This window comes from Mycobacterium sp. 3-98, from assembly GCF_035918355.1.
Classification (GTDB): domain Bacteria; phylum Actinomycetota; class Actinomycetes; order Mycobacteriales; family Mycobacteriaceae; genus Mycobacterium; species Mycobacterium intracellulare.
Window position 1 is genome coordinate 1,964,520 of sequence record NZ_CP142360.1, and the last position, 22,143, is coordinate 1,986,662.

Sequence of the window (22,143 nt, forward strand, 5' to 3'; positions counted from 1 at the left end):
TAATAGGCAACCAGGAGGTTGCATATGAAGATCGAGAAGCAGGTGGTGCTGCGCGCGCCGCTGGAGCGGGTGTGGCGGGCCATCAGCGACGCCGAGGAGTTCGGCCGCTGGTTCGGGGTGCGCTTCGACGGGCCGTTCGTCGCCGGGACATCGGTGACCGCGGCGATCAGCCCGACCACCGTCGACGGCGAGGTCGCCAAGCGCCAACAGTCGCACGCGGGCGTGACGAGCACCTGGCAGATCGTCGCCGTCGAGCCGCGGCGGCGGTTCGCCTACCGCTGGCATCCCTTTGCCATCGACCCGGAGGTCGACTATGAGGGCGAGCCGACCACGCTGGTCGAGTTCACCCTCGCCGAGCAGTCCGACGGGGTGCTGCTGACCATCACCGAATCCGGTTTCGAGGCCATTCCGGAGGCCCGCCGCGGCGCGTCGTTCGAGGCGAACGGCGAAGGCTGGGCGATCCAGACCACGCTGGTGCGCAAGTACATCGAGGGCGTCCGGGTATGAGCGGACGAGTCGCCGTCGGCGCCCCGATCTTCGGTGCGCTCGGTGACCCGAACCGGCTGCGCATCATCGTGCGGCTCTGCGATCAGGGCCCGAGCTCGACGTCGCAGGTCACCAGCGTCGTCCCGGTCACCCGGCAGGCGGCGAGCAAGCACCTGCAGCTGTTGGAGTCGGTCGGGCTGGTCACCAGCAGCCGGCGGGGGCGCGAGCGCGTGTGGACGGTGCAGACCGGGCCGTTGGCGTCGGCCAGCGACTACCTCGACCAGTTGTCCCGCCGGTGGGATGCGGCCCTGGATCGGTTGCGGTCCTTCGTGGAAGACGGAGTGGAGGATTGAGTCGAGCGCGCCGGGTTTTGCGTCGGTGTCCTCGGATAGCCTGCCAAGGTGAGCTCAGCAGAAGCTGATTCGGTAGCGCCCGAGGTCCGGCGGCAGTGGCAGGACCTGGCCGAAGCGGTCCGGGAACACCAGTTCCGCTACTACATCAAGGACGCGCCGATCATCTCGGACGCCGAATTCGACTCGATGTTCAACGAGCTCCTCGCGCTGGAGGAGCGCCACCCGGAGCTGCGGGTCGCCGATTCGCCGACCCAGCTGGTCGGCGGCGCGGGCTTCGCCACCGACTTCGCCGAGGCGCAGCACCTGGAACGCATGCTGAGCCTCGACGACGTCTTCGACCGCGACGAGCTGGTGGCCTGGAGCAACCGCGTCGAGAACGAGGTCGGCAAGGAACCGCATTACCTGTGCGAACTCAAGATCGACGGGGTCGCGCTCTCACTGGTGTACCGCGACGGCCGGCTGGAACGCGCCGCGACCCGCGGGGACGGCCGCGTCGGTGAGGACGTGACGCTCAACGCGCGCACCATCGACGACGTGCCCGAGCGGCTGTCCGCCGGCAAGGACTTCCCGGCGCCGTCGCTGCTGGAGGTGCGCGGCGAGGTGTTCTTCCTGCTCGCCGATTTCGAGGCGCTCAACGCCAGCCTGGTCGAGGACGGCAAGGCCCCGTTCGCCAACCCGCGCAACAGCGCCGCCGGGTCGCTGCGCCAGAAGAACCCGGCCGTCACCGCCCGGCGCAAGCTGCGGATGATCTGCCACGGCATCGGCCGCACCGAAGGGTTCGCCCCGAAGACCCAGCACGAGGCCTACGCCGCGCTGAAGGCCTGGGGGCTGCCGGTGGCCGAACAGACGGCACGCGTGCGCGGCCTCGCCGCGGTCGAGGAGCGGATCGGCTACTGGGGAGAGCATCGCTACGACCTCGAGCACGAGATCGACGGCGTGGTGGTCAAAGTCGACGACGTCGCGTTGCAGCGCAGGCTCGGCACCACGTCGCGCGCGCCGCGCTGGGCCGTCGCCTACAAGTACCCGCCCCAGGAGGCGCAGACCAAGCTTCTTGACATCCGCGTCAACGTCGGGCGCACCGGGCGCGTCACGCCTTTTGCCTTCATGACGCCGGTGAAGGTGGCCGGGTCCACCGTCGGGCTGGCCACCCTGCACAACGCCGCCGAGGTCAAGCGCAAGGGCGTGCTGATCGGCGACACCGTGATGATCCGTAAAGCCGGCGACGTCATCCCGGAGGTGCTGGGCCCCGTCGTCGACCTGCGCGACGGCTCCGAACGCGAATTCGTCATGCCCACAACGTGTCCCGAGTGCGACACCCCGCTGGCACCGGCCAAGGAGGGCGACGCCGACATCCGCTGCCCCAATGCCCGGTCCTGTCCGGCGCAACTGCGGGAGCGGGTGTTCCACGTCGCCGGTCGCGGGGCGTTCGACATCGAGGGGCTCGGCTACGAGGCCGCCATCGCGCTGCTCAAGGCCGAAGTGATCGCCGACGAGGGCGACCTGTTCACGCTGACCGAGGACGACCTGTTGCGCACCGAGCTCTTCCGGACCAAGGCGGGCACCTTGTCCGCCAACGGCAGACGGCTGCTCGACAACCTGGACAAGGCCAAAAAGGTTGCGCTGTGGCGGGTTTTGGTGGCGTTGTCCATCCGCCACGTCGGGCCGACGGCGGCGCGCGCCCTGGCGACCGAGTTCGGCGACCTGGACGCCATCGTGTCGGCCTCGACCGAGCGGCTCGCGGCGGTCGAGGGTGTGGGCCCGACGATCGCCGCCGCGCTCACCGAATGGTTCACCGTCGACTGGCACCGCGCGATCGTCGACAAGTGGCGCGCCGCCGGCGTGCGGATGGCCGACGAGCGCGACACCAGCGTGCCGCGCACCCTGGAGGGCCTGACGGTGGTGGTCACCGGGTCCCTCGCCGGCTTTTCGCGCGACGACGCCAAGGAGGCGATCCTGGCGCGCGGGGGCAAGGCCGCCGGGTCGGTGTCGAAGAAGACCGACTACGTCGTGGCCGGGGATTCGCCGGGGTCGAAGTACGACAAGGCCGTCGAGCTGGGGGTGCCCGTCCTCGACGAGGACGGCTTCCGGCGGCTGCTGGCCGACGGTCCGCAAAAAACACCGGCGGAATAACCGATGAGCGGCCGGTACGGCGATTCCACCCGCAGCCTCAAAGCCGTGAATTCCCAAGCGGTTTCGGGCCAGCCCGTCGCGCCGCAGCCGGTGCTCGCCGCCACGTATCACCTTTCGGCCGACGAAACCCTGGACAGCTACGGCCGCGGCTCCAACCCGACGTGGCGGCAACTGGAATCGGCGCTCGCCGAGCTGGAGGGGGCGGCGGGTGCGGTGGTGTTCGGCTCGGGGATGGCGGCCGTCAGCGCGGTGTTGCGGGCCTGGGCGCCGCCCGGGGCGACGGTGGTGGTGCCGGCCGACGGCTACTACCAGGTGCGCCGTCACGCCGCCGAGGACCTGGCGCTTGCGGGGGTCACGGTCGTCGCGGCGTCGAGCTCGCAGATCTATGACGCCGCCGCGCAAGCCGACGTGGTGCTCGCCGAGACCCCCACCAATCCGGCGCTCGACGTGGTCGACCTGCACCGGCTGGCCACCATCTGCCACGGCCGCGGCGCACGCCTGGTCGTCGACAACACCGCCGCCACGCCGCTGGGTCAGCAGCCGCTGTCGCTGGGCGCCGACGCGGTGGTGGCCAGCGCCACCAAGGCCCTGTCCGGTCACAGCGACCTGCTGGCCGGCTATGTCGCAACCAGTCAGCCCGAGTTACTCGCCGCCGCCGAGCGCCAACGCCTGCTCGCCGGCGCGGTCCTGGGCGGGTTCGAGGCGTGGCTTCTGTTGCGCAGCCTGGAAACTGCCGGACTGCGATTCGAGCGCCAATGCCAGAACGCCCGGGCGGTGGCGACGATGCTGGCCGGCCACCCGGCGGTGCGGGCCGTGCGCTACCCGGGGTTGGCGCAGGATCCGGCGCATCCCGTCGCCATGGCGCAGATGCGCCGATTCGGCGGCCTGCTCTCGGTCGAACTGGCCGACGCCGCGGCGGTGCACGCCCTCGTCGACGCCAGCGAGCTGCTGATCGCCGCCACCAGCTTCGGGGGCCTGCACACGTCGGTGGATCGGCGGGCCCGCTGGGGCGACCCGGTCGCCGACGGGTTCGCGCGCATCTCGCTGGGCATCGAGGACACCGACGACCTTGTCGCCGACATCGAACGCGCGCTCATGACCTCCCGATAACGACATATACATGCCGCACCGCCCGGGCGGCTCTATCGTGGGTTCTATGACCCAGACGGCCGAGGAGTGCGCGCAGGCATCGCCGTGGTCGCCGCGCGAGGCCGAGATCCTGGCGGTGACCCTGCGGCTGCTGCAGGAACACGGCTATGACCAGCTGGCGGTGGACGCGGTGGCCAATGCCGCCCGCGCCAGCAAGGCCACGGTGTACCGGCGCTGGCCGTCCAAGGCCGAACTGGTGTTGGCCGCCTTCATCGAAGGCGTCCGCCAGGTGGCCGTCCCGCCGAATACGGGCACGTTGCGCGGCGACCTGCTGAGCCTGGGGGAGACCATCGCCGTCGAGTGCGGGCAGCACGCCAGCACCATCCGCGCGGTGATGGTCGAGGTGTCGCGGCACCCCGCACTCAACGAAGCCCTGCAGCATCAATTCCTCGACCAGCGCAAGGCGATGATTCAGCACGTGCTGCACCAGGCCGTCGACCGCGGCGAGATCACCGAGGACGTCATCACCGACGAACTCTGGGACCTGTTGCCCGGCTACCTCATCTTCCGGTCGATCATCCCCGGACGTCCGCCCACCCGACGCACCGTGCAGGCGTTCGTCGACGGGTTCCTCATCCCGGGCCTGACCGCGGGGCCCGGCGCCTAGGGCGCGAACCGCCAACGCGTCGCCCCGTGGGGCTCGGCGGTTGCGACACCGACAGCGCCCCGGGCCACGAATCGGTACAAATACCACGGCGGCGGCCCCGCGCTCTGGGCGCTGTACGGGGCGGTGACGGCGTCGCCGTCGCGTTCGCAGGGCCAGCCGGAGTCGCGATAGCGCGCCGTGACCTCGTCGAGTTCGCGCACATCGGTGGTCCGGTGGGTTACGCCGTCGAGGACCAGGTCGACTCCGGGAAGGCGGAACGACAGGGTGCAGGCCGGATTGGCGGCCAGGTTGCGGGATTTCAGCGTCGCGGGGCCGCTGGTGAAATAGATGTGGCCGCCGTGTTCGATCGAGCCGATACCCGCCGAGTGGGGGCTGCCGTCCGCCCGGACCGTCCCCAGAAACTGTGGCGTCTCCTCGGACGGCAGGGCCTTCATCGCGTCAAGGGCCCTGGCCCACGGCAGCTCGGCGTCGCCGTAGATGTTCAGGTCGGTTGCCGAAATCGGGTCGGGCAGCATGGTTACTCCTCGCAGGATTGCTCGTACGGAGACTGACCGGTGACGGCGCCGGAATTCATCGCCCGACATGACCAGGGGAAAAATTTCCCCTTGTAAGTACGGTCCCGTACCGTACTGTCATAGCTGTCGATCACGCTGACGACGTTGGCAGCCGCGCTCGCATCGGGCGCGTCCCTGTCACCCGATTTTCGAAAGGCTAACGGGTGAAAGGCTTTTCGTTAGCACCCCTGGTGAGGCGGGGGTGGATGGTGATCGTCAGCGTGCTCGTCGTCGCGCTCGCGGGGTTCGGGATCTATCGGCTACACGGCATCTTCGGCTCGCACGACAACACGACGGCCAACAGCGGCCTGGCGGCCGAGATCGTCCCGTTCAACCCCAAGCAGGTGGTCCTCGAGGTTTTCGGCGCCCCCGGCGCGGTGGCCACCATCAACTACCTGGACGTCAACGCCCAGCCGCAGCAAGTCAAGGACGCGCCCCTGCCATGGTCGTTCACCATCACCACCACGGAGCCCGCGGTCATCGGCAACGTCGTCGCGCAGGGCAACGGGGACACCCTCGGCTGCCGCATCACCGTCAACGGTGAAGTGAAAGACCAACGCACGGTTCACAAAGTCGACGCCTACACCTTCTGTCTGGACAAATCTGGATGAGCAACGAACAACAGCCGCGGACCTTTGTGCCGCGCACCATTCGCCGGCTCGCGCTGCCGATCCTGCTGTTCTGGGTCGGGCTCGCCGCCCTCACCAACATCGCGGTGCCGCAACTGGAAGACGTTGGGAAAACCCATAATGTGGCGCTGAACTCGCCCGACGCCCCGTCGCTCAAGGCGATCAAGCGCATCGGTGAAAAATTCCACGAGTTCGACACCGACAGCTCGGCCATGATCGTGCTGGAAGGTGACAAGCCGCTCGGCGCGGACGCCCACCGCTTTTACGACGAGATGATCCGAAAGATCGAGCGGGACAAGAAACACGTCCAGCACGTCCAGGATTACTGGGGCGACACGCTCACCGCGGCGGGTTCGCAGAGCAGCGACGGCAAGGCCGCCTACGTTCAGGTCAACCTCGCCGGCAATCAGGGCTCGGCGCTGGCCAACGAGGGCGTCGGCGCCATCCGCGACATCGTCGAACACATGAAGCCGCCCCCCGGCGTCAAGACCTATGTGACCGGCGCGGCGCCGCTGATCTCCGATCAGTTCGACGTCGGGAGCAAGGGGACCGCCAAGGTCACCGGGATCACGGTGGGGGTGATCGCGGTGATGTTGTTCTTCGTCTACCGCTCGGTGCTCACCACGTTGCTGGTGCTCGCCACGGTCCTGATCGAAATGTCAGCCGCCCGAGGCCTTGTCGCGTTCCTCGGCAACGCGGGAGTCATCGGGCTGTCGACCTATGCGACGAATCTCCTGACGCTCTTGGTGATCGCCGCGGGAACCGACTACGCGATATTTTTCGTCGGCCGCTATCAAGAAGCGCGCGGATCCGGTGAGGATCGCGAAACCGCGTTCTACACGATGTATCACGGCACCACGCACATCGTTCTGGGGTCGGGTCTCACCGTTGCGGGTGCGGTGGCCTGCCTGAGCTTCACCCGGCTGCCCTACTTCCAAAGTCTGGGTGTGCCGGCCGCATTGGGCATCCTCGTTGCGCTGTTCGCCGCGCTCACCCTGGGGCCGGCGATCCTCACTTTGGGCGCCAAGGTGGGGATCTTCGACCCCAAGCGGGCGATCCGGACGCGAGGTTGGCGGCGCATCGGCACCGCAATCGTCCGTTGGCCCGGCGCGGTTTTGGCGTCGGCGTGTGCGCTGGCCCTGATCGGTCTGCTCGCCCTACCCGGATACAAGACGAGTTACGACACCCGGCCGTACATGCCCGCGAGCGCACCGGCCAACATCGGTTACACGGCCGCCGAGAAGCACTTCTCGCGGGCCCGGCTCGAGCCCGAATTGCTGATGGTCGAAACGGATCACGACATGCGTAATCCGGAGAGCATGCTCATCCTGGACAAGGTGGCCAAGGCGGTGTTCCACGTTCCCGGCATCGCCCAGGTGCAGTCCATCACCAGGCCGTTGGGAACCCCGCTGGTCCACAGCTCGCTTGCCTTCGTGGTCAGCAATCAAAGTGCGGCGCAACAGCAAAACCTGACCTACCAACGCGATCGGGCCGACGACGCCCTCAAGCAGGCCAATGAGCTGTCCAAGACCATCAACATCTTGAAGCAGCAGTACGTATTGCAGCAGCAGCTCGCCGGCACCACCCACGAGGAAACCGAAAGTTTCCGCGACACCCTCGGCACGATCCGGGACCTGCGCGACAAGATCGCGAATTTCGACGATTTCTTCCGGCCGGTGCGCAGCTATTTCTATTGGGAAAAGCATTGTTACGACATTCCCGCCTGCTTCGCGTTCCGCTCTCTCTTCGATGCGATCGACGGCATCGATCAACTCACCGAGAAGTTCGAAAACCTCACGGCTTCCCTCGACAAGCTTGACGCGTTGCAACCGAAACTGACGGCGCTGATCCCGCCGCAGATCGAGAGCCAGCAGACCAATCGCGATCTGACGTTGGCCAATTACGCGACGCTGTCGGGCATTTACGCGCAGACCGCCGCGGCGATCGACAACGCGACGGCGCTGGGGCGAGCCTTCGACGCGGCCAAGAACGACGACACCTTTTACCTGCCGCCCGAGGTGTTCAACAATCCCGACTTCAAACGCGGGCTGAAGCTGTTCCTGTCACCGGACGGCAAAGCCGCCCGCATGATCGTCACGCATGAGGGCGATCCCGCTACGCCGGAGGGCATTTCGCACATCGATCCGATGGCCAAGGCCGCGCACGAGGCCCTGAAAGGCACGCCGATGGCCGGCGCGCAGATCTATCTCGGCGGCACCGCCGCGACGTACAAGGACATCCAGGACGGTGCCAAGTACGACCTGATGATCGTGGCCTTCGCGGCGCTGAGCCTCATCCTGCTGATCATGATGATCATCACGCGCAGCCTGATCGCCGCGCTCGTCATCGTGGGTACCGTGGCCCTGTCGCTGGGCGCCTCGTTCGGGCTATCGGTTCTGGTGTGGCAGTACATCTTCGGCGTCCAGCTCTATTGGGTGGTGCTGGCGCTGGCCGTGATCCTGCTGCTCGCCGTCGGATCCGACTACAACCTGCTATTGATCTCGCGATTCAAGGAAGAGATCCATGCGGGCATCAATACCGGCATCATCCGGGCGATGGCCGGCTCGGGCTCGGTGGTCACCTCGGCCGGCGTCGTGTTCGCCGTCACCATGTGTGCGTTCGTCTTCAGCGGTTTCCAGGTCCTCGGCCAGATCGGCACGACCATCGGACTCGGCCTGCTGTTCGACACGCTGATCGTGCGGTCGTTCATGACGCCTTCTGTCGCAAGGCTTCTCGGGCGCTGGTTCTGGTGGCCGCAGCGGGTGCGGCCACGACCCGCCAGCACCATGCTGCGGCCCTATGGCCCGCGCCCGGCAGTTCGTCAGCTGCTGCTGTGGGAGGACGACGACCCGGTGGCGATGTCGTCGGGTGCCCGCTGATCTGGTTGCGCCGGGTCGCGCCCTCCTAGCGCGACATGACTTGGCCCGAACTTGTCGGTGGTGGCTGTGATGATGACAGCATGTCGTCGATCGCATCCGCTGAGGCTGTGGTGGTCACTGCGAGTGACCGTCTTGAGGTGTTGTTTGGGGAGTTGGCGGAGTTGGCGGGTCAGCGCAATGCGATTGATGGGCGCGTTGTGGAGATCGTGGCCGAGATTGATCGTGACGGGTTGTGTGGTGTGACCGGGGCGCGCTCGGTGCCGGCGTTGGTGGCCTGGAAGCTGGGGTGTTCGTCGGCCAACGCGCACACGCTGGCCGCGATCGCGGCCCGGCTCGAGGAGTTTCCGCGCTGCACCGCCGGCCTGCGGGAGGGTCGGTTGTCGGCCGATCAGGTTGGGGTGATCGCGGCGCGCGCGGGTGAGGGGTCTGATGAGCATTACGCGGAGCTGGCCGCGGTGGCGACGGTCAGTCAGTTGCGTACCGCGGTGAAGCTGGAACCGCGACCCGAGCCTGAACCTCGGTCCGAGTCAGAGTCAGAGTCCGAGTCCGAGTCCGAACCTGGGCCCGAGATCGAGCCTGAGCGTTCGATCACTACGACCGCCACTGAGTGGGGCGCCTGTTATCGGATCATGCTGGGCCACTTGGATGCGGCGAAGTTCGACGCCGCTTTGGCGTCTCATCGTGAGGCGCTGATCGCCGAGTGGAAACACGATCAGGCAAACGGCGCGGGCGTTTCCGATCAGCGGCCGCCGTTGCCGAGCACGGTCGATGCGTTGATGCGGCTGGTCGAGGCGGGTTGGGACGCCGAGGCCACCCGCCGCCCGCATGGGCAGCACACGACCGTGGTGGCCCACCTCGACGTCGGGCAGCGCGCGGCAACCCTGCATTTGGGTCCGCTGCTGTCCGATGCCGAACGTCGCTTGTTGACCTGTGATGCCACCTGTGAGGTCTGGTTCGAACGTGACGGGCAGGTTATTGGGGCGGGCCGGACCACGCGGGTGATCAATCGGCGGCTGCGCCGCGCGCTGGAGTACCGCGACCGCTCGTGTGTGGTGCCCGGTTGTGGGGCCAGCCGTGGCCTGCACGCGCATCACCTGTGGCATTGGGAAGACGGTGGCCCCACGGAGTTGGCCAACCTGGTGCTGGTCTGCCCGTATCACCACCGGTTGCATCACCGGGGCGTTATCACCCTCACCGGACCCGCCGACGCCCTGACCGTGACCGACGAGGCCGGCCGGGTACTGAGCCCGGGATCGTTGGCGCGTCCACCCACTGGGCCCCCGCCCGCGGTGCCACCGTGTCCGGGACCTACCGGCGAGCGGGCCGACTGGTGGTGGTATGACCCCTTCCAACCCCAACCACCACCGACAAACAACTAGCCCGGTCAGTGCTGGCGATCAAACACGTTGGTGCATAACGGAATTCATTCCTACCACACTCGCACCGCCGCCCGCCCGGAACCCCAAGGCCTAGGCTTCGACGGGGTTGCGGCCGATCAGCGCAGCATGGTGGCGACGATCCCGGCGAGGTAGCCCAACCGGGCGACCTCGGACGGCCGGAATTCGGGGCCCGGCCGGCCGAGCACCACGGCGGTGTGCGGGTCTCCCAGCGGGGCCGCGACCATCGTCATGTCCATGTCGCGCCATGCCTTGGGCACCCAGTCGGCGCTGCTGTCCAGCGGCACGGCCCGCTCGAGGGGCAGCCACGGGGCCGTGTCCGCCTTGGTTTCGGGGGCGCCGCGACTGCCGGCGAGGCGCTGCAGCTCGCCGCCGGCACTGCGCAACACCGTGCACCAGCTGACGCGCAGCACCCTGGGCGCCTCGTTGGCCAGCACCTGCAGCCTGGACGCCGTGTCGCCGGCCGCGGCGATGTGGTCGAGCAGCTCGAGCTCGCGGTGCGCCTCCAGCAGACCGGTGTGCGGGCGCACACTGTCCACCCGGACCCCGGACAGTGATTCGGCGGCGGTGATCAGCGAGTCCGGCATCGCCCCCGGCGGCAGCTCGATGACCAGGTCGTCGATCGCGTACCCCGAGCTCCGCTCCACGACGTCGAGCGACAAGATGTCGGCGCCCACCGAACCGAGCGCGACCGCCAGCGACCCCAGGCTTCCCGGACGGTCGACGAGCTCGATGCGCAACAGATAGGAGGGCACGGCCAACACTGTTGCACAGCGATGTGTCGGCGGCATTTCGGCTCGAGCCGGCTCGGGCCCCCTCCGCCGGCAGCGGGCCCGCGGCTAGGCTTTCGGATCGTGTCCCAGATCTCCCGCGACGAGGTAGCGCACCTGGCCCGGCTGTCCCGGCTGGCGTTGACCGACAGCGAGCTCGACAGCTTCGCCGGCCAACTCGACGCCATCCTGACGCACGTCAGCCAGGTACAGGCGGTCGACGTCACCGGTGTCGAAGCGACGGACAACCCGCTCAAGGACGTCAACGTCACCCGCCCGGACGAGCCGGCGCCCTGCCTGACCCAGGCCGAAGCGCTGGCCGAGGCGCCGTCGGCCGTCGACGGCCGCTTCGCGGTCCCGCAGATCCTGGGAGACAGCGAGTGAACGAGATCATCCGGTCCGACGCCGCCACGCTGGCAGCCCGGATCGCCGCCAAGGAGCTGTCGTCGGTCGAGGTCACCCAGGCGTGTCTGGACCAGATCGAAGCCACCGACGATCGCTACCACGCCTTCCTGCACGTGGCGGCCGACGAGGCGCTCGGCGCGGCCGCCGTCGTCGACGAGGCGGTGGCCGCGGGGGAACGGCTGCCGTCGCCGCTGGCCGGGGTGCCGCTGGCGCTCAAGGACGTCTTCACCACGGTCGACATGCCCACCACCTGCGGATCCAAGATCCTCGAGGGCTGGCGCGCCCCCTACGACGCCACCGTCACCTCGCGGCTGCGCGCCGCCGGCATCCCGATCCTCGGCAAGACCAACATGGACGAGTTCGCGATGGGCAGCTCGACCGAGAACTCCGCGTACGGGCCCACCCGCAACCCCTGGAACGTCGACCGGGTGCCCGGCGGCTCCGGTGGCGGCAGCGCGGCGGCGCTTGCCGCGTTCCAGGCGCCGCTGGCCATCGGGACCGATACCGGCGGCTCCATCCGGCAGCCCGCCGCGCTGACCGCGACCGTCGGCGTCAAGCCGACCTACGGCACGGTGTCGCGCTACGGCCTGGTGGCGTGCGCGTCGTCGCTGGATCAGGGCGGCCCGTGCGCGCGCACCGTGCTGGACACGGCGCTGCTGCATCAGGTGATCGCGGGGCACGACACCCGCGACTCGACATCCGTCGACGCGGCGGTGCCCGACGTCGTCGGCGCGGCGAGGGCCGGGGCGGCCGGTGACCTCAAGGGCGTGCGCGTCGGCGTGGTCAAGCAGCTGCGCGGCGAGGGGTATCAGCCCGGGGTGCTGACCTCGTTCGAGGCCGCCGTCGAGCAGCTGACCGCGCTGGGCGCCGAGGTGAGCGAGGTCGACTGCCCGCACTTCGAGTACGCGCTGTCCGCCTACTACCTGATCCTGCCCTCGGAGGTGTCGAGCAACCTGGCGCGCTTCGACGCGATGCGCTACGGGCTGCGGATCGGCGACGACGGCAGCCACAGCGCCGAGGAGGTGATGGCGCTGACCCGCGCCGCGGGCTTCGGCCCGGAGGTCAAGCGGCGCATCATGATCGGCACCTACGCGCTCTCGGCCGGCTACTACGATGCCTACTACAACCAGGCTCAGAAGGTGCGCACCCTGATCGCCCGCGATCTGGACGAGGCGTACCGGTCGGTCGATGTCGTGGTGTCACCGGCGACGCCGACCACCGCGTTCGGGCTCGGTGAGAAGGTCGACGATCCGTTGGCGATGTACCTGTTCGACCTGTGCACGCTGCCACTGAACCTGGCCGGTCACTGCGGCATGTCGGTGCCGTCGGGCCTGTCGCCGGACGACGACCTGCCCGTCGGATTGCAGATCATGGCGCCCGCGCTGGCCGACGACCGCCTGTACCGCGTCGGGGCCGCCTACGAAGCGGCGCGCGGGCCGCTGCCGGCCGCGATCTGACGTCTGCTCGCGCCGGTAGCCCCCGCCCGGCAAGATAGGGCTATGCGGATCGGAGTGCTCACCGGAGGCGGCGACTGCCCCGGGCTCAACGCCGTCATCCGGGCGGTGGTGCGTACGTGCGACTCCCGGTACGGCTCGTCGGTGGTCGGATTTCAGGACGGATGGCGCGGGTTGCTGGAGAACCGGCGCGTCCAGCTGCACAACGACGACCGCAACGACCGCCTGCTGGCCAAGGGCGGAACGATGCTGGGGACCGCGCGCGTGAATCCCGACAAACTTCGGGCCGGGCTGAACCAGGTCAAGCAGACCCTCGACGACAACGGGATCGACGTCCTCATCCCGATCGGGGGGGAAGGCACGCTGACGGCCGCGCACTGGCTCTCCGAGGAAAACGTTCCCGTGGTCGGCGTGCCGAAGACCATCGACAACGACATCGATTGCACGGACGTGACTTTCGGCCACGACACCGCGTTGACCGTCGCCACCGAGGCGATCGACCGGTTGCACAGCACCGCCGAGTCCCACCAGCGCGTGATGCTGGTCGAGGTGATGGGCCGGCACGCGGGTTGGATTGCGCTGAACGCGGGCCTGGCTTCCGGCGCGCACATGACGCTGATCCCCGAGCAGCCATTCGACGTCGAAGAGGTCTGCCGGCTCGTCAAACGTCGCTTCCAGCGCGGAGATTCGCACTTCATCTGCGTGGTCGCCGAGGGCGCCAAACCCATACCCGGCTCGATTGCGTTGCGGGAAGGCGGGATTGACGAGTTCGGCCACGAGAAATTCACCGGTGTGGCCGCGCAGCTGGGCGCCGAGGTGGAAAAGCGCATCAACAAGGACGTCCGGGTGACCGTCTTGGGTCACGTCCAGCGCGGCGGCACCCCGACGGCATATGACCGGGTGCTGGCCACCCGGTTCGGCGTGAATGCGGCCGACGCGGCGCATGCCGGCGAATACGGCCAGATGGTGTCGCTGCGCGGCCAGGACATCGGCCGGGTGCCGCTGGCCGATGCCGTCCGCCAGCTCAAGCTGGTGCCCGACAGCCGCTATGACGACGCCGCGGCCTTCTTCGGCTAGGCCCGCCGGGCAGATAACCGGTGGTTTCCGGACCCGTGCATAACGGCTATACCGGGGTATGAGCAACCGTGGTGAGAGTCGCGGAGTCGTTCAGCATTCCGTCGGATCGGCGGGCCCACCGGGCCCGGCACCCCACCACCCGCGCCCGCCCAGCTGGCGCGCCGACGCCCGCCCGTCGGCGACCACGGTGCCCCAGCCTCGCGGGCCCGGCCGCCGTCCGCCGGTCCCGCCGCGCCCCGGGCCGGTGCTGGGCGAGACGGCGCTGGATCGCTTCGACCACCCCGAGACCGACGCCAGGCTCAACTGGCGAGGGTTGATCCACCGCGTCACCGGGATCGATCTCGGCCCGGGCAAAAACGCCGCCTACGAGACGGAGTTGCGGGAGCGCATCCGCGCGACTGTGGGTAGTGCTTTTCCGATCGCCGTCCTCAACCTCAAAGGCGGGGTGGGCAAGACCGCGGTGGTCGAGGCCCTCGGGTCGACTTTCGCCGCGGTGCGCAACGACCGGGTGCTCGCACTCGACATCGACGCGGGGGACCTGGCCGAGCGCCACGGCCGTCACAACCCGCACAGCATGGCCGACCTGCTCCGCGGCGGCCCGGCAACGAGCTACGAGGACATCCGGGCGCTGACCTACATGAACGGCTTCGGGCTGGAGGTGCTCGGGCTGCCGGACTACGCAAGCACCGACTGGCGCCTGGAGCGCCGTGACGTTCTGCGGGCGTTCTCGATGCTGAGAAACCAGTATTCGGTGGTGCTGGTCGATTGCGTCAAAGCGCTCAATTCCAGTGTGATGGAGGCTGTTCTGCCGGAGTCGCGGGCCCTCGTGGTGGTCACGAGCACCTCGATCGACGCGATACGCAAGACCCACACCACCCTGGAGTGGCTGTGCCACAACGGGTATCAACGATTGATGGCGTCGACCGTGCTCGCGGTCAATCACGTCGAGCCGGCCAAGGTGGAGGGTGTGGCCGTGACGGAACTCGACCGGCTGTCCGCACGCGTCGCCGCCACCGTGGTGCTGCCGTTCGACCGGCACGTGCACGAGGGCAGGAAGATCGCGCTGGACCGAATGAGCAAGGAGAGCCGGCGCAGCTACCTCGAGATGGCCGCCGTGCTGGCCGGGATGTTCCCGGGCAGGGGAGGAGAGCGCGCTCGCGATCACCACTAGTCTTGATCGGTGGTGACCCGCTTCGCCCGGCTCCGCCGCGCTCGCGATCACCACTAGTCTTGATCGGTGGTGACCCGCTTCGCCCGGCTCCGCCGCGCTCGCGATCACCACTAGGATCGAGCGCATGAGTGTTGCCGCCAGCGCCGACCTGATGGAGTACGACGACGTCATCGCGCGTTTCGATCCGGTGCTCGGCCTCGAGGTGCACGTCGAGCTGTCCACCGTCACCAAGATGTTCTGCGGCTGCACGACCGCATTCGGCGCCGAGCCCAACACCCAGGTGTGCCCGGTGTGCCTCGGGCTGCCCGGCTCGCTGCCGGTGCTCAACCAGACCGCGGTGGAGTCGGCCATCCGAATCGGGCTGGCGCTCAACTGCGAGATCGTGCCCTGGTGCCGCTTCGCCAGGAAGAACTACTTCTACCCGGACATGCCGAAGAACTACCAGATTTCGCAGTACGACGAGCCCATCGCCATCAACGGCTACCTCGAGGCCCCGCTGGAAGACGGCAGCACCTGGCGGGTGGAGATCGAGCGCGCGCACATGGAGGAAGACACCGGCAAGCTCACCCACATCGGCAGCGAGACCGGCCGCATTCACGGCGCGACGACGTCGCTGATCGACTACAACCGCGCCGGGGTACCACTGATCGAGATCGTCACCAAGCCCATCGTCGGGGCCGGGGACCGGGCACCGCAGATCGCCCGGGCCTACGTGACCGCGTTGCGGGACCTGTTGCGCGCCTTGGACGTATCCGACGTCCGGATGGATCAGGGCTCCATGCGCTGCGACGCCAACGTGTCGCTGAAGCCGACCGGCCAGGCCGAATTCGGCACCCGCACCGAAACCAAGAACGTCAACTCGCTGAAAAGCGTCGAGGTGGCCGTGCGTTACGAAATGCAGCGCCAGGCCGCCGTCCTGGCCTCCGGCGGCCGGATCACCCAGGAAACCCGGCACTTTCACGAGGCGGGCTACACCAGCCCGGGCCGCGTCAAGGAGACCGCCGAGGACTACCGCTACTTCCCCGAGCCCGACCTGGAGCCCGTGGCGCCCAGCCGCGAGCTCGTCGAGCGGCTGCGCCAGACCATCCCCGAGCTACCGTGGTTGAGCCGCAAGCGAATTCAGGAAGAGTGGGGGATCTCCGACGAGGTGATGCGCGACCTGGTCAACGCCGGCGCCATCGAACTGGTCACCGCCACCATCGAACACGGCGCGTCCAGCGAACAGGCGCGGGCCTGGTGGGGGAACTTCTTGATGCAGAAGGCCAACGAGGCCAACGTCGCGCTCGACGAGCTGGCCATCACGCCCGCCCAGGTCGCCGCGGTGGTGGCGCTGGTCGACGAGGGCAAGCTGTCCACCAAACTGGCGCGCCAGGTCGTCGAGGGCGTGCTGGCCGGGGAGGGCGAACCCGAAGAGGTCATGACCGCCCGCGGCCTGGCGCTGGTGCGCGACGACTCGGTCACCCAGGCGGCCGTCGACGAGGCGCTGGCCGCCAATCCCGATGTGGCGGAAAAGATCCGGGGCGGCAAGGTGGCCGCGGCGGGCGCGATCGTCGGAGCGGTGATGAAGGCCACCCGCGGGCAGGCCGACGCCGCCCGGGTGCGCGAGCTGGTCCTGGCGGCCTGCGGCCAGGGCTAGCCCCACCCCAAAGTCGCGAGAGTGCAGTTGTCGACGGCGCGTCTCGGCAGATGCGTCGCCAGTTGCACTTTCGCGCAAAACCCCGCGCGCACTACGTCTTGTCGTCGTTGTTGCGCGGGAAGCCGCCGCCCTGCGGGAAGAGCGGGAACACCACGTCGTCCAGCTTCTCGGCGTCGCCCGCCGTCTTGTTTACGGTTGCGCCCCAGACGTTCCCATCCGGTGACATGCGCAGCGCCCACGCGTGCGCGTGGGTGTCCTTCCGCACGACGTCGGGTTCACCGGTGACCGCGCCCGTGGTCGGAGCCAGCCGGACCGCCACCGTCAGCTTGGTGTTGATCAGGTTCACCAACACGGTGCCGTCCATCGCCGCGCATCCGGCCACGCCGGGTTTGTCCGGCCAGGTCCACACCGTGGAGACGTCCGACGTTTTGGTGATGCGCTGCAACCGATCCGCGGTCGGGGTGCGGTCGGCGACATACAGCGAGCCGTCGACCGGGTCGGTGCACAAGCCGCCGCCCGAACCCACGCCGGACAGCGCCGTGGTGGGCGGGGCCTGACCGACGGTGGTCGGCTGCTCGATGCGCAGCACCTTGCCGGCCAGCGAATTGGGGTCGGCGGCCATCGCCGGGTTACCGGCGTCGCCGGTCAGCACGACCAACGTGGTGGGGCTGGTGAAGATCAACGCCCCGGTGTTGCCGGTGGCGCCCTTGGGGATCCCGGTCAGGATGTCCTTGGGGATGTCGCCGTCGGCGATGCGGATGACCCGGTTGTCGGTCGGGGTGCTGACGTAGGCGTACATCAGGCGGTCTTGGGTGTAGGTGGGCGACAACACGATGTCCATCAACCCGCCATCCCCGGACGGGTCGACCGGGATGACCATCTTCACCTTCGGCTCGGCGCTGACCGAGATCTCCTTGACCGCTCCGGTGGTGCGCTCGGCGACCAGCGCGGTTTTGCTGTCGGGCCCCATAATCAGCCCGCTGGTGCTCTCCAGGCAGCCCTGCATGACCCCCGGCGCCGGGCAGGCCTTCGGGAACGGGGTGGGCGGCAGCGGCGGCGGCGGGGGCGGCGTCGAGCTCGGCTGCGGCTTCAATTCCGGGGCGGTCGTGAACGGTTGTGATTGCGCGTCGTTGAAGCGCGCGCACCCGCTCGTCACCAGCACGAGGGCACACAGCGCGGCGAACCCGCGCCGCACCGACCGCCCCGATCGCCCTAGTCGCATGACCGTCAGGCTACGGACACCGCCGCCGCCGCCGCCACACGCGTCCCGCTCGCCCGCCGCCGGACCCGCGATCGGATCCCGCTTTCCACCCGGTGCCGACGGGCCCCGAATCGTGCCTTCCGGCCCCTCCAGACGGGCTCGCAGGCCGATTTCGGACCGATCCGGGCGTTTTTGGCGGGCAAACCGTCGATTGCCTGGCGAAAGCGCCGCTCAAATCCCCAATTCGGGGCCAACTGCCCTTACCCTGACACCCGTGACCAGTCAACCGAATGACGCAGATTGGCAGCGGCCGGGCGAATCCCCGGAGTCGACCCCGGGACGCCCCGCCTCGGCGCGCCTGGTCGACCCCGAAGACGATCTGACCCCAGTCGGCTACCCCGGTGACTTCAACCCGTCCACGGGAACCACCACCGTCATCCCCTACGGCGCCGCCGCGGCGATGGCCGGCTCCGGGGCCTCGGGTTACAACCTGCTCGAACACCAGGAGCCGCTGCCGTACGTCCAGCCGCATTCGGCGGCCCGGCACGCGGCGCCGGAGTCCACCGACATCGACGACGACGAGCACGACGACCGGTTGCACGACGTCGGGCGGCGCGGAACCCAGCATCTGGGTTTGCTGGTGTTGCGGGTCGGGCTTGGCGTGGTGCTCGGCGCCCACGGGCTGCAGAAGTTGTTCGGCTGGTGGGGCGGTTCGGGAGTGACCGGGTTCAGGAACTCGCTGTCCGACGTCGGCTACCAGCACGCCGACATCCTCGCCTACGTGAGCGCCGGCGGCGAGCTCGTGGCCGGTGTGCTGCTGGTGCTGGGCCTGTTCACGCCGCTGGCCGCGGCCGGCGCTCTTGCGTTTTTGATCAACGGCCTGCTGGCCACCGTCTCGGCGCGGCCGCACACGCACACCTTCTCGTACTTCCTGCCCGAGGGGCACGAATACCAGATCACCCTCATCGCCGTGGCCGCCGCGGTCATCCTGTGCGGACCCGGCCGCTACGGTCTCGACGCGCGCCGCGGCTGGGCCCACCGGCCGTTCATCGGGTCGTTCGTCGCCCTGCTGGCCGGCATCGCCGCCGGCATCGGCGTGTGGGTGGCGCTCAACGGCGTGAACCCGATCGGCTGAGCTGGGCCGCCGTCACTGATAGGGGTTGGGAACCCGCCCCGCGCTGGCCGCGGTGAGCTCCGGCAGCGTCGAGAAGCTGACCGCCGGCAATCGCAGCTCGGCGCCGCTCTTGAGGCGCGCCCGTGCCCAGGAACCGCGATGGAAACGCAGCCCGTCGATGTCGTCCCAGCGCACCGTCTGGCTGCCCAGCAGCGTGCGGACGGTGACACCGCGGTCGTCGGCGACGGTGCGTAACCGGACGATCATCGCCGACAGCACCACCGGAATGATCAACAGCGGCGCGGACGGCGGCCACAGCATCACCGGGATCAGCAAGCCCAGGGCCAGGAATCCGACCGCGAGGTGCGCGATGGGGGACAGCTTGATCACGAGAGGTGTTCGGGAAGACGAACCGGTAGCCACCCGACCATCATTTCACCCGGGGCGCCCGGCGGATCCCGCGAGCGGCCAGGCGGCGGCGCGCGCCCAACCCGGCTGGTGACGGTGACGGATTTGACTGCTGAGCTGTGCGAAGACTACCGTCGAGCGCTATGGATACCGCCGGAAAGCCCGGGATGCTCGTAGTAATTAGGCGCGTTGGTGCCTGACTTGCCTTTGAGCATTTGAAGCAATCCAGCACCAACGCGCAACCCTCGTGCAGCAGATGAGCTGTCGGGGGTTTTTTGTTGCCCCCGCGAGATTCCCAGAGTGAATAAGGACTGAACGACAGTGAGCGCTCCCACCAGGCGGCCCGCCCCCGACACACCGGGCGCCGCCGACATCGCCACCGACGCGGTGAAGCCGGCCGCGAAGTCTGCCAACGGCAAGCCGAAACGCATTGGGCCCGAGCAACTTACCGGCGCGCAGTCGGTGATCCGGTCGCTGGAGGAACTCGACGTCGACGTCATCTTCGGCATCCCCGGCGGCGCGGTGCTGCCGGTCTATGACCCGCTGTTCGACTCAAAGAAGCTGCGCCACGTGCTGGTCCGCCACGAACAGGGCGCGGGTCACGCCGCCAGCGGCTACGCGCACGCCACCGGCAAGGTCGGTGTCTGCATGGCGACTTCCGGCCCCGGGGCCACCAACCTGGTCACCGCGCTGGCCGACGCCCAGATGGACTCGATCCCCGTCGTCGCGGTCACCGGCCAGGTGGGGCGCACGCTGATCGGCACCGACGCCTTCCAGGAAGCCGACATCTCGGGCATCACGATGCCGATCACCAAGCACAACTTCCTGGTCCGCTCCGGTAACGAGATCCCGCAGGTGCTCGCCGAGGCCTTCCACATCGCCTCCTCGGGCCGCCCCGGCGCGGTGCTCGTCGACATCCCCAAGGACGTGCTGCAGGGCCAGTGCACGTTCAGCTGGCCGCCGCGCATCGATCTGCCCGGATACAAGCCGACCGTCAAGCCGCACAACCGGCAGATCCGCGAGGCCGCCAAGCTGATCGCCGCGGCCCGCAAACCGGTGCTGTACGTGGGCGGGGGTGTCATCCGCGGGGACGCGACCGAGCAGCTGGCCGAGCTGGCCGAGCTGACCGGCATCCCGGTGGTGACCACGCTGATGGCGCGCGGCGCGTTCCCGGACAGCCATCGTCAGCACATGGGCATGCCCGGCATGCACGGCACCGTCGCCGCGGTGGCGGCCCTGCAGCGCAGCGACCTCCTGATCGCGCTGGGCACCCGCTTCGACGACCGGGTGACCGGGAAGCTGGACACCTTCGCGCCCGAAGCCAAGGTCATCCACGCCGACATCGACCCGGCCGAGATCGGCAAGAACCGCCACGCCGACGTGCCGATCGTCGGTGACGTCAAGGCCGTCATCGCCGAGCTGGTCGAGCAGCTCCGCCACGACGGGGTGCCCGGCAAGATCGACATGACCGAGTGGTGGGCCTACCTCGACGGGGTTCGGTCCACGTATCCGCTGAGTTACGGACCGCAGAGCGACGGCAGCCTGGGCCCGGAATACGTCATCGAGAAGCTCGGCCAGATCGCCGGCCCGGACGCCATTTACGTCGCCGGCGTCGGCCAGCACCAGATGTGGGCGGCCCAATTCATCTCCTATGAGAAGCCGCGCACCTGGCTCAACTCCGGCGGCCTGGGCACCATGGGGTTCGCCATTCCGGCCGCCATGGGCGCCAAGATGGCCCGCCCGGACGCCGAGGTCTGGGCGATCGACGGCGACGGCTGTTTCCAGATGACCAACCAGGAGCTGGCCACCTGCGCGATCGAAGGCGTGCCGATCAAGGTGGCGCTGATCAACAACGGCAACCTGGGCATGGTCCGCCAGTGGCAGACGCTGTTCTACGAAGAGCGTTACTCGCAAACGGATCTGGCCACGCATTCGCACCGCATCCCGGACTTCGTGAAGCTGGCGGAGGCGCTGGGCTGCGTCGGGTTGCGTTGCGAGCGTGAGGAAGACGTCGCCGACGTGATCGAGCAGGCGCGGGCGATCAACGACCGACCGGTCGTGATCGACTTCATCGTCGGCGCGGACGCGCAGGTGTGGCCGATGGTCGCCGCCGGCACCAGCAATGACGAGATCCAGGCGGCCCGCGGGATCCGCCCGCTGTTCGACGACGAGAGTGAAGGGCACGCCTGATGAGTCCGCAAACCCACACTCTGTCGGTGCTGGTCGAAGACAAACCCGGTGTCCTCGCCCGCGTGGCCGCGCTGTTCTCGCGGCGCGGCTTCAACATCGAGTCCCTGGCGGTCGGCGCGACCGAGCAGAAGGACATGTCCCGGATGACGATCGTGGTCTCCGCCGAGGAGACCCCGCTCGAACAGATCACCAAGCAGCTCAACAAGCTGATCAACGTCATCAAGATTGTCGAGCTCGACGACGACAACTCGGTGTCGCGGGAATTGGCGATGATCAAGGTGCGCGCCGACGCCGGCACCCGCAGTCAGGTGATCGAAGCGGTGAACCTGTTCCGCGCCAAGGTGATTGACGTTTCCACGGAGGCGCTGACGATCGAGGCGACGGGCGACCGCGGCAAGATCGAGGCGCTGCTGCGGATCCTGGAACCGTTCGGCATCCGTGAAATCGTGCAATCGGGAGTGGTGTCGTTGTCTCGCGGTCCACGCGGAATCGGCACGGCCAAGTAACACACAAGGAGATATTCAACAGTGGCA

20 protein-coding genes are annotated in these 22,143 nt (G+C 68.5%); 16 read left to right on the forward strand and 4 right to left on the reverse strand.

All coding sequences use genetic code 11. The features are described from left to right. Nucleotides 1-24: 24 nt before the first annotated feature. Genes QGN30_RS09660 through QGN30_RS09680 form a run of 5 tightly spaced genes read left to right on the forward strand, consistent with a single transcriptional unit; the run spans nt 25 to nt 4,725 of the window. Entirely contained in the window at nt 25-507 is a 483-nt protein-coding gene (locus tag QGN30_RS09660) for an SRPBCC family protein (protein WP_009954355.1), read from the forward strand. After that, nucleotides 504-839 (forward strand): ArsR/SmtB family transcription factor, encoded by a 336-nt coding sequence (locus QGN30_RS09665; protein ID WP_008259061.1) that lies wholly within the window; start codon nt 504-506, stop codon nt 837-839. The genes QGN30_RS09660 and QGN30_RS09665 overlap by 4 nt, the downstream gene beginning before the upstream one ends. Nucleotides 840-887: 48 nt before the next feature. After that, the gene (gene ligA, locus QGN30_RS09670; protein ID WP_009954354.1) at nt 888-2,969 is read left to right on the forward strand and encodes an NAD-dependent DNA ligase LigA; all 2,082 of its coding nucleotides are present in this window, start codon (nt 888-890) and stop codon (nt 2,967-2,969) included. Nucleotides 2,970-2,972: 3 nt separating this feature from the next. After that, entirely contained in the window at nt 2,973-4,079 is a 1,107-nt protein-coding gene (locus QGN30_RS09675) for a cystathionine gamma-lyase (RefSeq protein ID WP_009954352.1), read from the forward strand. Nucleotides 4,080-4,113: 34 nt separating this feature from the next. Beyond that, complete coding sequence (locus QGN30_RS09680; protein ID WP_029384610.1) at nt 4,114-4,725, forward strand: TetR/AcrR family transcriptional regulator; 612 nt, start codon at nt 4,114-4,116, stop codon at nt 4,723-4,725. Here QGN30_RS09680 and QGN30_RS09685 read toward each other — a convergent pair. After that, a complete protein-coding gene (locus tag QGN30_RS09685; protein ID WP_009954350.1) occupies nt 4,722-5,240 on the reverse strand; it encodes a pyridoxamine 5'-phosphate oxidase family protein in 519 nt (172 codons plus the stop codon). The genes QGN30_RS09680 and QGN30_RS09685 overlap by 4 nt on opposite strands. A gap of 245 nt (nt 5,241-5,485) precedes the next feature. Between QGN30_RS09685 and QGN30_RS09690 the strand changes: the two genes are divergently transcribed. The 3 genes from QGN30_RS09690 (at nt 5,486) to QGN30_RS09700 (ending at nt 10,166) form a co-directional block, all read left to right on the forward strand. Next, the gene (locus QGN30_RS09690; protein ID WP_009954349.1) at nt 5,486-5,890 is read left to right on the forward strand and encodes an MmpS family transport accessory protein; all 405 of its coding nucleotides are present in this window, start codon (nt 5,486-5,488) and stop codon (nt 5,888-5,890) included. Continuing rightward, the gene (locus QGN30_RS09695; RefSeq protein WP_095763580.1) at nt 5,887-8,787 is read left to right on the forward strand and encodes an MMPL/RND family transporter; all 2,901 of its coding nucleotides are present in this window, start codon (nt 5,887-5,889) and stop codon (nt 8,785-8,787) included. The genes QGN30_RS09690 and QGN30_RS09695 overlap by 4 nt, the downstream gene beginning before the upstream one ends. An 80-nt stretch (nt 8,788-8,867) precedes the next feature. Then, on the forward strand, nt 8,868-10,166 hold the full coding sequence (locus QGN30_RS09700) for an HNH endonuclease signature motif containing protein (protein WP_043955248.1): 1,299 nt from the start codon (nt 8,868-8,870) through the stop codon (nt 10,164-10,166). Nucleotides 10,167-10,282: 116 nt separating this feature from the next. Here the strand turns inward: QGN30_RS09700 and QGN30_RS09705 are convergent, their stop codons facing one another. Next, nucleotides 10,283-10,939: an amino acid-binding protein gene (locus QGN30_RS09705; protein WP_085977602.1), complete on the reverse strand. Its 657-nt coding sequence runs from the start codon at nt 10,937-10,939 to the stop codon at nt 10,283-10,285. A gap of 99 nt (nt 10,940-11,038) precedes the next feature. Here QGN30_RS09705 and gatC point away from each other — a divergent pair, with 99 nt between their 5' ends. The 5 genes from gatC to gatB all read left to right on the forward strand — a co-directional run bounded on the left by gatC (nt 11,039) and on the right by gatB (nt 16,697). Further along, complete coding sequence (gatC, locus tag QGN30_RS09710; protein ID WP_009952003.1) at nt 11,039-11,338, forward strand: Asp-tRNA(Asn)/Glu-tRNA(Gln) amidotransferase subunit GatC; 300 nt, start codon at nt 11,039-11,041, stop codon at nt 11,336-11,338. Continuing rightward, nucleotides 11,335-12,816: an Asp-tRNA(Asn)/Glu-tRNA(Gln) amidotransferase subunit GatA gene (gene gatA / locus QGN30_RS09715; protein WP_014380741.1), complete on the forward strand. Its 1,482-nt coding sequence runs from the start codon at nt 11,335-11,337 to the stop codon at nt 12,814-12,816. Before gatC ends, gatA begins: the two co-directional genes overlap by 4 nt. A gap of 42 nt (nt 12,817-12,858) precedes the next feature. Continuing rightward, nucleotides 12,859-13,890, forward strand: a complete 1,032-nt coding sequence (locus tag QGN30_RS09720) for an ATP-dependent 6-phosphofructokinase (RefSeq protein WP_008259042.1) — start codon at nt 12,859-12,861, stop codon at nt 13,888-13,890. Between the two features lie 58 nt (nt 13,891-13,948). Then, a complete protein-coding gene (locus QGN30_RS09725; protein ID WP_225336823.1) occupies nt 13,949-15,061 on the forward strand; it encodes a MinD/ParA family ATP-binding protein in 1,113 nt (370 codons plus the stop codon). A gap of 124 nt (nt 15,062-15,185) precedes the next feature. Beyond that, nucleotides 15,186-16,697, forward strand: coding sequence for an Asp-tRNA(Asn)/Glu-tRNA(Gln) amidotransferase subunit GatB (gatB, locus tag QGN30_RS09730; protein WP_064936192.1), 1,512 nt, complete (start codon nt 15,186-15,188; stop codon nt 16,695-16,697). A 91-nt stretch (nt 16,698-16,788) separates the two neighbouring features. Here the strand turns inward: gatB and QGN30_RS09735 are convergent, their stop codons facing one another. Beyond that, the gene (locus QGN30_RS09735; RefSeq protein ID WP_080552487.1) at nt 16,789-17,919 is read right to left on the reverse strand and encodes a PQQ-dependent sugar dehydrogenase; all 1,131 of its coding nucleotides are present in this window, start codon (nt 17,917-17,919) and stop codon (nt 16,789-16,791) included. 253 nt (nt 17,920-18,172) lie between these two features. On the opposite strand from QGN30_RS09735, the gene QGN30_RS09740 reads away from it, so the two are divergent. After that, nucleotides 18,173-19,033: a DoxX family protein gene (locus QGN30_RS09740; RefSeq protein ID WP_008259038.1), complete on the forward strand. Its 861-nt coding sequence runs from the start codon at nt 18,173-18,175 to the stop codon at nt 19,031-19,033. Nucleotides 19,034-19,045: 12 nt separating this feature from the next. Here QGN30_RS09740 and QGN30_RS09745 read toward each other — a convergent pair whose 3' ends face one another. Continuing rightward, complete coding sequence (locus QGN30_RS09745; RefSeq protein ID WP_008259037.1) at nt 19,046-19,402, reverse strand: PH domain-containing protein; 357 nt, start codon at nt 19,400-19,402, stop codon at nt 19,046-19,048. Between the two features lie 405 nt (nt 19,403-19,807). Here QGN30_RS09745 and QGN30_RS09750 point away from each other — a divergent pair, with 405 nt between their 5' ends. Together QGN30_RS09750 and ilvN are read left to right on the forward strand one after the other, a co-directional pair. Beyond that, the gene (locus QGN30_RS09750) at nt 19,808-21,610 is read left to right on the forward strand and encodes an acetolactate synthase large subunit (protein WP_225324875.1); all 1,803 of its coding nucleotides are present in this window, start codon (nt 19,808-19,810) and stop codon (nt 21,608-21,610) included. Further along, on the forward strand, nt 21,610-22,116 hold the full coding sequence (ilvN, locus tag QGN30_RS09755) for an acetolactate synthase small subunit (RefSeq protein WP_008259035.1): 507 nt from the start codon (nt 21,610-21,612) through the stop codon (nt 22,114-22,116). The genes QGN30_RS09750 and ilvN overlap by 1 nt, the downstream gene beginning before the upstream one ends. The last annotated feature ends 27 nt before the right edge of the window (nt 22,117-22,143 follow it).